Consider the following 10,372-nt stretch of genomic DNA (forward strand, 5'->3'; position numbering starts at 1 on the left):
CCGTGTCCTGCAGCGCGTCTTCCATACTTTTGCCGATTTTGATTTTCTCGACGACCAACTTGAATTCTTCGCCAACAGAGCCAGCAATTTCCTTTGCGATCACACTCAGCGTTTCGCTCACCGGCATGCCTGATTTTAAACCACGAACCAAAAGTTCGATGGCGTCAGGAAAGTTCATGGTGAAATTTTTGATACGCTGGTCCACGAGGACGTTGACGACCATGTGTGGCAAGCCAGCCCCGATCAGCAGCCCGCCAGAAACGCCGACAAGAAAAGGTGCGCCATTGAGCAAGAGAATAGCCATGATGACAAAAGCAAGTCCGCCCGACGCGTACATATAATGCTGCAACGTCCATTTTTTACCGGTTTGCGTCAGGCGCAAGCGAAGCTTATCGGCGTAGTTGATCTGCTGGCCGTCGGCGAAAATGAGCGGGCGGCGCGCAGCAACCACCTTGCGCATTTGCTGTTCCACGCGCGCGTCGGCACTGTCCGAATGACGCATTTTGATAGCGCCAAGACGGCGTGTCGTCGCCTGGCCGCTATTGGGCCCTGCAAAGGCGAGTGCCACCAGAACAAAGAACAAGATTGTTCCCGCCGCGATCATAAATGTCTGCATCGTCATCCGCTCTGCTACCTATGCCGTGGGTGGTCCCATGCCCGCTTCACTTCGTTTTCAACATCGATTTGAAACTGGCAAAAACAGTCTTTTTCGATTGGCTCTTGGCATCCGCAGGCGCCGCGTCAGCCATGTCGGCAAAGCTGCTAGCCACCATTTCGGCCAAAGATATGATGCCAGTGGAAAGCTTGCTTCCACGAATGGCTTCGACAACTGGCTGGCCCAGTTTCGCCGCTTGCGCCACCGACTTGGGGTCCGCTGGCAACAGCAGGTCGATCTTGCGTTCGATCGTGCTTTCAAAATCCTTGCGACTGATTTCGACGACGGCTGGTTGAACATTGTTGGCGATGACCAGCACTTTGCATTGCGGCGCATTTTGTTTCAGCCATGCCAACACGCGAATGCTGTCGCGTGCTGAAGCCAGCGTCAATTCGGTTGTGACAACCGCAATATTCACGTCGTTCATAAGATGCGGATACGCAATCAGCATGCTGCGTGGCATATCGATGACGGTGTTTTCGAACGCCGCGCGGAATTCTTCCTGCAGCTGGAAAAAGGCCGATCCATCGGTCAATACCGGGCTGTTCATCGGCGCTTCTGCGGACAAAATCGACAGACGCTCATTGGCTTTGATCATGGCGCGTTCGATAAACAATCCGTCGATGCGGCTTGGGTTATCAATGGCGTCGGTCAAACCGCGGCCGGGTTCCAAATCCATCGCAAGCGCGGCTGTACCAAAGTGCACATCAAGGTCGAGCAAACCTGTCTGACGGCCTTGTGCTTGCGAGAATACCCATGCCAGTGATGCCGCGATGGTGGACGCGCCCGCGCCACCGCGGGTTCCGATGACGGCGGTCGACACATGTGGCCGATCCACATGGCCATCATCCGCCTTTGGTGCGGTCAATGCGGCTTGTGCATTGGCGAATGAATCGCGCAGCGCGTCAGGGCTCAGTGGCTTCAACAGATAATCCTGCAGACCGGACATCAGTAAGTCGCGGTACAGGCGAACGTCATTCACCTGACCAACCGCAATCACGATGGTTCCGGGCTCGCACACTTCGGCCAGGCTGTTGATGTCACCGATCGGATCACCCGATTCCGACAAATCGACCAGCAATATTTGCGGGCTTGCCGAAACGGACAGCGATTGAATGGCGTTACGCAGGCCGCCTTTATAGGCTTTTTCCGGGCTCCAGCCCATTTCCTCACACACGCCGCGAATGACATCAAGCGTGAGGTCGTCGCAGACATAAGCACTAATCGGGTCGCGCGTTCCGGCGACACCGGATTTCCACGGAGCGTTCATCAATTGCCTCCAGTCTTTCTCTTGTAAGCGTTCACTGCTGCTTTGCCGCTGTTGCTGTCCAGCCGCTTGTTATCGCGTCCACGCACCAGATCTTCGGGGTCTGCCACCATGGCCGCAAGGTTGGAATTCATGGCGCAGCCGTAATTGCTGTGATTGGCGGCAGTGTAGTTTCGTTCGTTCGTGGCGCTCCAATCGGGGCAGGATGGCACCGATGCTTGGGACCGGGTGACAACAACGCGAATATTGCCGGGTGCAATCACCCCGGGCGTTGCCGGTGCACGTTCCGAGACCAAGACGCCGCGTTCTGCCGCGGCTGCGTGCACATCACGGGCGGCATTGTCGTTGCCAAAGCCATCGTCGCTATCGATGGAAATGCGGTCACCATAACGAAGATTCAGCGTTTCAAACCATTCGTTCAATCGCTTCTGGTCGGCAACGGCAATGCCATCGCTGTCGGAGGCAAGGTCGATGGCGTAATTGGTCCGTTCGACAACGGGCTGGTGCACCGAATACATGGATGTGTTGGTTGGCAATGTGCCGCAACCGGCCAAAGCAAGGCTTGCAGCGATCAGGAATGTTACCTTTTGCATATCTTGTCTCCTTGAACGGACGGTCAATTGTCGAAGCTAAAGCCGGGGCCGCTTGGGGCGGTCGCGGAGGCTTGCGATTTGACTTTCTTGGCCAACGGCGCGGGCGCGTCGGTCACGGAACCCAATTCAGGGCCATTGGACACGGTTGGCGCAATCGTTGGCATTGGGCGGGTTTTTTCGCCCTTGTCGCTTGTCGTCTTGCCCAGCAAAATGCGTTCAAGGTCATTTGGCGAATGCAATCCGTCTGTCGGCAAAACAATCTCGCTATCGGACACGGGCTTCACCAAATAGGGCGTTATGACGATCATCAATTCGGTCTCGTTGCGGCGCCAGCCGTTTGATTTGAAAGGCGCGCCAAGCACGGGAATGTCACCAACTCCCGGCATCTTGTCGACCGAGTTACTCATGGAGTTGCTCAACAGTCCAGCGATCATCATGCTTTGACCCGAACCAAGCTCCACCGTCGTTTCGGCCATTCGTGTCGTCGTCGCGGGCACTTCAAATCCGCCGAAGCGCACGGCACCCGTCGATGAAATGTCCGAGACTTCCGAACGCACCCGCAGCGAAATGCGGCCATCCGACAACACCGTTGGCGTGTAGGTTAGGCTGACACCATAATTCTTATATTCGACGTTGGTGCCATTGTTTGATGATGTCACCACTGGGAACGCGCCCCCCGAATGAAACTCGGCCGTTTCGCCGGATACCGTTGTCAGATTGGGGTTCGCCAAGGTTGAACTGAGGCCCGCCTTTTCCGAAAGATCGAAAGCTGCGGCCACATCCAAGCCAAACAAGCGGCCCGCCGCGGTCAGTACATTTGTGCCCGCAGGAACGTTAAATTTATACTGCGTATATGGGCTTGTCATAAATTGTCCGGTCGCCGGGTTGAACGGAAGCGATATGGATTTTGCGGGCAGGCCAAAGACCGCCGACGCATCTACAAGCGGAAGGTTGTCCGGGTTCGTGACCGAGCTAATATCGACGATGTCACGTCCTTGATACGCGCCGCCAAGGATGCCGGTCCCGCCATGATCGCGGGTTTTAAGGTTGCCCGAAATTTCCTTCATGAGCGACCGGCTGACTTCAGCGATGCGGACCTGCAGGTTGATCTGCAGCGGCGTTGCGTTTTTCAGCCGGGTTACGACTTGTGTGTTTCCGCCGGTGAACGCCTTTACCAAAGCTTCGGCTTCCGCCGCCTCTTCGGGTTGGTTGATGGTGCCCGTCAGCAGGATGGCGCCGTTCATCGTGGTAGCAATAATCTTTGAATCGGGCATCGCCAGCGCCAGCATTTGCGAGACCGAGTCCATATTGCTGCCGACGCGGACGGTTGCCTGATATACCGTGCGGCCAGCGGCGTCGGTCGCGTAGACCGTGGTTTCGCCGGGGCCCTTGCCCAGAATGTAGATCTGGCGTCCGGTCTTTACCTCGACATCGGCGACGGTCGGGTCCGCGACCACCACATCGGTGATGCTAGCCCCCAGATTGACCTGTTGCCCGCGTCCGATGGACAAGATGAGCAACTTGCCATCTTTTGCCGATTGCGCCGACGCTGCTGTTGGCATCCCGACCAACGCGCCGACCAACGTGCCCGTGCCGATGGCTGCGGTCATAACCGCAGCGGCAAGGCCCGATTTGAATGTGGTGAAACGTGCCATATTGTTGTTATCTCCGGCTAATGTCGATTTCGGTCACATTGCCGCCACGCGACACACGGACCACTGGACCCTTCATAATTTTCTCGACTTGCTTTTGCGTGCGGGCCTGTTCGGCTGCGACCGCCAATGGCATTTGTTCGGGCATGCTGCTGCGTTGGAAGCGCGAGACGTCGCCGCCGGTTGCATAGCTGCCTTTGGTTGCGGATGGACGCTGTGCCAGCTGGCGGATGATCGCCCGTTCCTGATCCGCGGTTGCACCTTCGGGGATGTTGATATCGCCCGAGGCCAGCGCCTGTTTCAGTTCGGCAGCGTTGTCGGCCAACGAACGCAGGGAAAGGCTGATGGTGCCGATTGATTGCGCGACCGTAATCTTCTCGGCGATGCGCGGGGTCGCTTCAATCGTCACCAATTTATATTCAGAGACGACGCTATTGCCCTTGTCATCGATGGACGGCGATGAACGTTGGTCGGTCGCCAACACACGCAGGTTGCGGACGATGGTTTCGGACACTTTCAATGGCGGACCAACGGTTGCGTCGACATTTTGTGTGAGCACAAGGTCAACACGGTCACCGGGGAAGACAAAGCCTGCAACACCGGTCAAGGCCGACACCGGCACCGTTACGGCGCGCATGCCGGGCCCAAGCGCAGCGGCTAGGAAACCGCGATCACCGGGCTTAACGATGGAACCTTGGGTCAGGGGCTGGCCAGCGGTCACGGCGTTGCGCACGACGGTGCCGACAAGGCTGTCAATCGATGCGCCACCGTCCCCTTCTTGGAAATAGGCGGCTTCGATCAATTCTTTCGGCCATGGTTGATAGCGCACGCTATCGGCGGTGATGATCGTGCCAACGGGCAATGCTTTCGTCGCGACGAGGACTTTGGGTCCGGCGGGCACGGGGGGCGGTGCGGCTGCTGCCGCAGCTTGGGGTGCAGATGCACCGGTGAACATGCTGCGCGCCATAAGGGCGGTCACTGCCGCGATTAAAAGCGCAGCCACCAGCAATATGACTTTTTTCCTATCCATTACCTATTGTCCCCTGAAAGGTCCCCTGATCGAACCATGCTATTTCATGTAAAATGGTTAAAAATCCGTTCACCGATGATCCAAAGCCCGGACAACGCGATCGCCACACCATAGGGAATCCGTGCGCGGCCCTCGGCGCGTTTCCATTTGTGGATCGCAAGAAAAATTATGGTGACCGCCGCGCCGATGATCGATGCGTATAAGATGAGGCGGATGACCTCGACCCAGTGGAACCACAATGCCAAAGCCGCAAAAAGCTTCACATCGCCGCCGCCCATCGCGCCGAAATGGAACGCGGTCGCAAAGACACTGAACGTAATCGCTGCGGTGAGCAGGTGCACGCTGATGTCGGTGAGGTTAAACCCGCCGCTGGCCAACCAAAATAATGGCGCGCCAATCGCGATCGCGATGTTTATCTTGTTGAAAATAAGGCGGTATCTGATGTCGGTGTAGATTGATACCAACAGCGCAATTGCCAAGCCGCCAAGGGTTGCGTAAGCGAGAGTTTCACTGGTCATCTGCACAGCATTAACCATGAAAGATTACCAAAAAGTAACCATGCACGCACCGAAAACACCGATGAACCGCCGCGCAATTCCGGCCAATGCCACAGAAACGATGTGGCACGCCGCCGATGGTTGGCCGATCCGGCGGATCGATTGGCAGGCGTCGACGCCGCCGCGTGGATCCATGTTATTCTTGCCCGGTCGCGGCGATCATTATGAAAAATATCTGGAAACATTGGCTTATTATGCCGATGCCGGATGGCATGTTACCGCCATCGACTGGCGCGGGCAGGGTGCTTCGGGCCGGTTGCTGGATGATCCGCAAGTCGGCCATATCGACGATTTCGCGACGTGGATTGCGGATTTGCACACATTTTGGGACGCATGGAAACGCGACACGCCAGCACCGCATGTTGTCCTCGCGCATAGCATGGGCGGGCAACTGGCCATGCGCGCCTTGGTGGAAAAGGCTATTGATCCCGACGCGGTGGCGCTGAGCGCGCCGATGCTGGGCATTCAAACCGGCGGCCTGCCGCTTGCGCTTAACCATGCGGTTGCCAAATTGATTGTGGCATTGGGCAAGGGCAAACAGGCGGCATGGAAAGTCAGTGAAAAGCCATTATCGCCGATGAGCATGCGCGGCAAAATGCTGACGCATGATGACGACCGTTACGAAGACGAGGTTGCATGGTGGGCGCTGCGTCCAGAGGTGAAGCTTGGGCCGCCAAGCTGGCACTGGGTGGAACGCGCCATGGCGTCCATTCGCTTGCTGGAACGCCCCGGCGCGCTGGAGGCAGTGCAAACGCCAATTCTGTTGCTCGCGACGACGGCGGATCAATTGGTCAGCACACAGCGGGTCATTGCAGACAGCAAAAGGCTGCCGCATGCCGAAACGCTGATTTTCGGTAAAGAGGCCGCGCATGAGCTGCTGCGCGAGGCAGATGGCGTGCGCGACCAGTGCCTGCAACGCATCGACGCCTTTTTGGACCAGCACGCGCCACGGCCATGAGCGATTTTAGCATTGCCATAATCGGTGCGGGAATCGCCGGGGCAAGCCTTGCCGCGCAGCTGTCTGCATATCAGTCGGTTGTCCTGATTGAGGCGGAGGCGCATCCGGGATATCATTCCACGGGCCGGTCGGCCGCGTTTTGGGTTGAATGCTATGGTGGCCCGGACGTTCAACCGCTGACAACGGCGTCGGGCCCGTTTCTGGCGAACCCTCCCAAGGATTTCCATGACGGCCCATTAATGTCCCCGCGCGGCGGGCTGCACATCGGCACGGCAGAGCAGCAACCTTTGGCGGACGCGATGCTGGCGGAATTCGCCTCAAGCGGCGTGCATATTGAACGCAGCGATCGTGAGGATTTGGAACGACATGTACCCGGTCTGCGCAGCGGATGGACGACGGGGCTATGGGAAGCGGCCTGCGCCGATATTGACGTCGCCGCGCTCCACGCCGCCTATCTGCGCCAAGCGCGCAAGCAGGGCGTTCAACCACATTGCAACAGCCGGCTGGAACGTGCGCAATGGCGAGACGGCATGTGGCATATTCAAGCCGGCAGCCTGAATTGCACCGCCGATATCATCGTCAATGCCGCAGGGGCATGGGCCGATAATGTGGCGCAGATGGCGGGCGTAGCGCCCTTGGGCATTCAACCCTATCGCCGTACCATTGCGCAATTGGCGGTCGCACCCGATGTGCCTGCGGCCCTGCCGCTTGTCATCGCCCTTGACGGCAGTTTCTATTTCAAGCCCGATGCGGGCGGACGTTTGTGGCTGAGCCCGCATGACGAGACCGCAACGCCGCCATGCGATGCTGCGCCTGAAGAATATGATATCGCGCTTGCCATTGATCGGCTGCAGCAGGTTGTTGATTGGGACATCCGCCGCGTTGAACGCAAATGGGCCGGCTTGCGCAGCTTTGCGCCTGACCGGCTGCCGGTCATTGGCCGCGATGGGGCGCATGATGCGTTCTTCTGGTTTGCAGGGCAGGGCGGCTTTGGCATTCAGACGGCGCCTGCCGCGGCGCAGCTGGCGGGATCGTTACTGAACGATGCCATAATAGCGCCCGACCGCGTAAATGCCGCGCTATACGCGCCAGGGCGTTTTAACTAGCTGGTCGCAACCTTGTTGCTGGCAGCGTCGGCCGCATCGCTGGCCAACCGGTCTGCGCGTTCGTTTTCGGGGTGGCCATTATGCCCTTTGACCCAAATCCATTCCACCTGATGCCGCGCCATCGCTTCGACCATCTCACGCCATAGGTCGGCATTGCGCACCGGCTGTTTCGACGCGTTTTTCCAGCCATTGCGTTGCCAGCCAAAGATCCATTTGGTGATGCCATCAATGACATATTTGCTGTCGGTGTGCAGTTTGACGCTGCACGGTTCGACAAGGGCGTTCAGCGCCTGAATGACCGCGCTCATTTCCATGCGGTTGTTGGTGGTGTCCGGATCGCCGCCCGATATTTCTTTTTCATGCTTGCCATAACGGATGATCGCACCCCAGCCGCCCGGCCCGGGATTGCCCTTGCACGCGCCGTCGGTGAAAATTTCGACATTTTTCATGGCAATTGGACCAAAAGGGCTTCAATCTGTTTGGGGTCACTGTAATATTCTAGCCGCCGCAGGAACGCCAAGGGATCTTTGCGTGTGACCAGCGCGTCGGCTGGCGTGTTAATCCAGTCGTAACACCGCGTTAGCGTAAACCGCAAACACGCACCGCGCAGCAATATCGGTAAAGCGTCCCGCGTTGCGGCATCCATCGGCACAGCTTGGGTGTAGCCCGACAACATGGCCGCACTCACCTGCGCATCAAAGACTTTGCCGTCGCCCGAAAAGCACCATGCGCTGTGCGTGACCGCAAGGTCATAAGCGCGGATTTCGGAGCAGGCGAAATAGAAATCGATCAGGCCAGTGACATTGTCGCCGAGCATCAGGACATTGTCCGGAAACAGGTCCGCATGGATCGCCGCCACGGGAAGATTGGTCGGCCAATGCGCCTCAAGATAATCGCATTCCGCAAATATCCGCGCAGATAGACCTTCGGAAATGGCGTCCAGACCTTCTGCAGTGCAGCGCATGGCAAGCGGCCGGAATGCAGAAATGCCAAGGCTGTTGGGCCGCGACAGCGTAAAATCTGCCAGCGCCTTGTGCATCTGCCCAAGCGCCGCGCCGGTGGAGTGTGCCTGTGCCGCCGATGGTTCGGTGACCGACACGCCATTGAGAAATTCGATCAGGCAGGCCGGCTTTCCAGCTATGGTCTGCAGCCAATTGCCGTTGCGGTCCGACATAAACCGAGGAACCTTGCACCCCGCTTCATGCAAATGTTTCAGCAGCGCATAGAAAAACGGCAGATCCTTGGGATCTACGCGGTTTTCGTAAATGGTCAGAATAAACCGGCTTTGCGTCGTTTCGACAAAGAAATTGCTGTTCTCAACACCCTCGGCAATGCCCTTGAGCGAAACGAGATCACCGGCATCGTAAAGCGCCAAAAAGGCGCCGACCTGTTCAGGCCCTAATTGCGTATAAACGGCCAAATCAAGCCGCCGCGCCGGCCATTTCGCGCGGCAATTTAAAGGTGATGCTTTCTTGCGCCGTTGTGACCTGCTGTTCGTCGATGTCAAAATGCACGGCAAGTGCATCGATGATTTCGCGGACCAGCACTTCAGGGGCTGATGCGCCTGCGGTCAGGCCAAGCGTGTCCACACCGTCAAACCAGTTCATGCTGATATCGTCGGCGCGCTGCACAAGATGCGCTTTCGCACCCGAACGCGCAGCCACTTCGACCAAGCGTAGCGAGTTCGAACTGTTTGGCGCACCGATGACGATGACGAGTTCGCATTTGTCCGCAATCGCCTTCACCGCCTCTTGCCGGTTCGATGTCGCGTAACAAATATCCTCACCCTTCGGCCCAACAATGTTCGGGAAGCGTGATCCAAGAATGGATGTAATTTCCGACGTATCGTCGACGGATAAGGTCGTCTGCGTCAGAAATGCAAGATTGTCGGCATCGGCAGGCTGAAGATTGCGGGCGTCCTCTGCGGTTTCCACCAATGTCATCGCGCCTGCGGGGACTTGGCCGAATGTGCCGATGACTTCGGGATGGCCTGCATGGCCAACGAAAATGATGTGACGGCCGGCTTCGACCTGGCGTTCGGCCTGCTTGTGCACCTTTGACACCAAAGGGCAGGTGGCATCGAAATAAGCAAGGCCACGTTGCTGCGCATTTGCGGGGACCGATTTAGGGACGCCATGCGCCGAAAACACGACATGCGCGTCATCTGGCACTTCATCCAGTTCCTCGACAAATATCGCGCCCTTGGCCTTCAAACTGTCGACAACAAAGCGGTTGTGCACAATTTCATGGCGCACATATACCGGCGCGCCATGTTGTTCGAGCGCGAGCTCGACAATCTTAATTGCGCGGTCAACGCCAGCGCAAAAACCGCGTGGTGCCGCCAGAAGCAGCGTGAGGGGTTTCTTGGAGATCGTTTGTTCAGTCATCGGCAATGTCCTTTAGTTAAACAGGCCGCATCCGCCAAGGCCTTTCCCCTGTTGCACGTCAGGCGATGGGCGGATAAGGACCAATGCCAGCGACGTACCCGCAACCCATGCACTGTTATGCCAAGGATAGCCTATATGAAATTTGCCGCCAAAGTCCTGACCTTCGG

The 10,372-nt window shown here is 57.6% G+C and carries 11 protein-coding genes; 2 read left to right on the forward strand and 9 right to left on the reverse strand.

Annotated features, from left to right (window positions below; translation table 11 throughout):
• From ACIQ0G_RS07780 to ACIQ0G_RS07805, 6 genes are all read right to left on the reverse strand, one after another.
• Positions 1-622: type II secretion system F family protein (locus tag ACIQ0G_RS07780; protein ID WP_397577413.1), on the reverse strand; the 622-nt coding region annotated here is incomplete at its 3' end.
• 40 nt (positions 623-662) lie between these two features.
• Positions 663-1,925, reverse strand: coding sequence for a CpaE family protein (locus tag ACIQ0G_RS07785; RefSeq protein ID WP_397577414.1), 1,263 nt, complete (start codon positions 1,923-1,925; stop codon positions 663-665).
• A complete protein-coding gene (locus ACIQ0G_RS07790; protein WP_397577415.1) occupies positions 1,925-2,515 on the reverse strand; it encodes a CpaD family pilus assembly protein in 591 nt (196 codons plus the stop codon). Before ACIQ0G_RS07790 ends, ACIQ0G_RS07785 begins: the two co-directional genes overlap by 1 nt.
• Before the next feature lie 23 nt (positions 2,516-2,538).
• Positions 2,539-4,170 (reverse strand): type II and III secretion system protein family protein, encoded by a 1,632-nt coding sequence (locus tag ACIQ0G_RS07795; protein WP_397577416.1) that lies wholly within the window; start codon positions 4,168-4,170, stop codon positions 2,539-2,541.
• Between the two features lie 7 nt (positions 4,171-4,177).
• Positions 4,178-5,197 carry a Flp pilus assembly protein CpaB gene (gene cpaB, locus ACIQ0G_RS07800; protein WP_397577417.1) on the reverse strand — a complete coding sequence of 340 codons (1,020 nt, stop codon included), beginning with the start codon at positions 5,195-5,197 and terminating at the stop codon, positions 4,178-4,180.
• A gap of 44 nt (positions 5,198-5,241) precedes the next feature.
• On the reverse strand, positions 5,242-5,715 hold the full coding sequence (locus ACIQ0G_RS07805; RefSeq protein ID WP_397577418.1) for a prepilin peptidase: 474 nt from the start codon (positions 5,713-5,715) through the stop codon (positions 5,242-5,244).
• Positions 5,716-5,731: 16 nt separating this feature from the next.
• Between ACIQ0G_RS07805 and ACIQ0G_RS07810 the strand changes: the two genes are divergently transcribed.
• Together ACIQ0G_RS07810 and ACIQ0G_RS07815 are read left to right on the forward strand one after the other, a co-directional pair.
• Positions 5,732-6,712 (forward strand): alpha/beta fold hydrolase, encoded by a 981-nt coding sequence (locus tag ACIQ0G_RS07810; RefSeq protein WP_397577419.1) that lies wholly within the window; start codon positions 5,732-5,734, stop codon positions 6,710-6,712.
• Positions 6,709-7,818, forward strand: a complete 1,110-nt coding sequence (locus ACIQ0G_RS07815) for an NAD(P)/FAD-dependent oxidoreductase (protein ID WP_397577420.1) — start codon at positions 6,709-6,711, stop codon at positions 7,816-7,818. Before ACIQ0G_RS07810 ends, ACIQ0G_RS07815 begins: the two co-directional genes overlap by 4 nt.
• On the opposite strand, the gene rnhA is transcribed toward ACIQ0G_RS07815, so the two are convergent.
• The 3 genes from rnhA to ispH are packed head-to-tail and all read right to left on the reverse strand — an operon-like array spanning position 7,815 to position 10,205.
• On the reverse strand, positions 7,815-8,267 hold the full coding sequence (gene rnhA / locus ACIQ0G_RS07820) for a ribonuclease HI (RefSeq protein WP_397577421.1): 453 nt from the start codon (positions 8,265-8,267) through the stop codon (positions 7,815-7,817). The genes ACIQ0G_RS07815 and rnhA overlap by 4 nt on opposite strands.
• Complete coding sequence (gene thrB, locus ACIQ0G_RS07825) at positions 8,264-9,238, reverse strand: homoserine kinase (protein WP_397577422.1); 975 nt, start codon at positions 9,236-9,238, stop codon at positions 8,264-8,266. The genes rnhA and thrB overlap by 4 nt, the downstream gene beginning before the upstream one ends.
• Before the next feature lies 1 nt (position 9,239).
• The gene (gene ispH / locus ACIQ0G_RS07830) at positions 9,240-10,205 is read right to left on the reverse strand and encodes a 4-hydroxy-3-methylbut-2-enyl diphosphate reductase (RefSeq protein WP_397577423.1); all 966 of its coding nucleotides are present in this window, start codon (positions 10,203-10,205) and stop codon (positions 9,240-9,242) included.
• Positions 10,206-10,372 lie beyond the last annotated feature (167 nt).

The organism is Sphingorhabdus sp., assembly GCF_044354325.1.
GTDB lineage: Bacteria > Pseudomonadota > Alphaproteobacteria > Sphingomonadales > Sphingomonadaceae > Sphingorhabdus_B.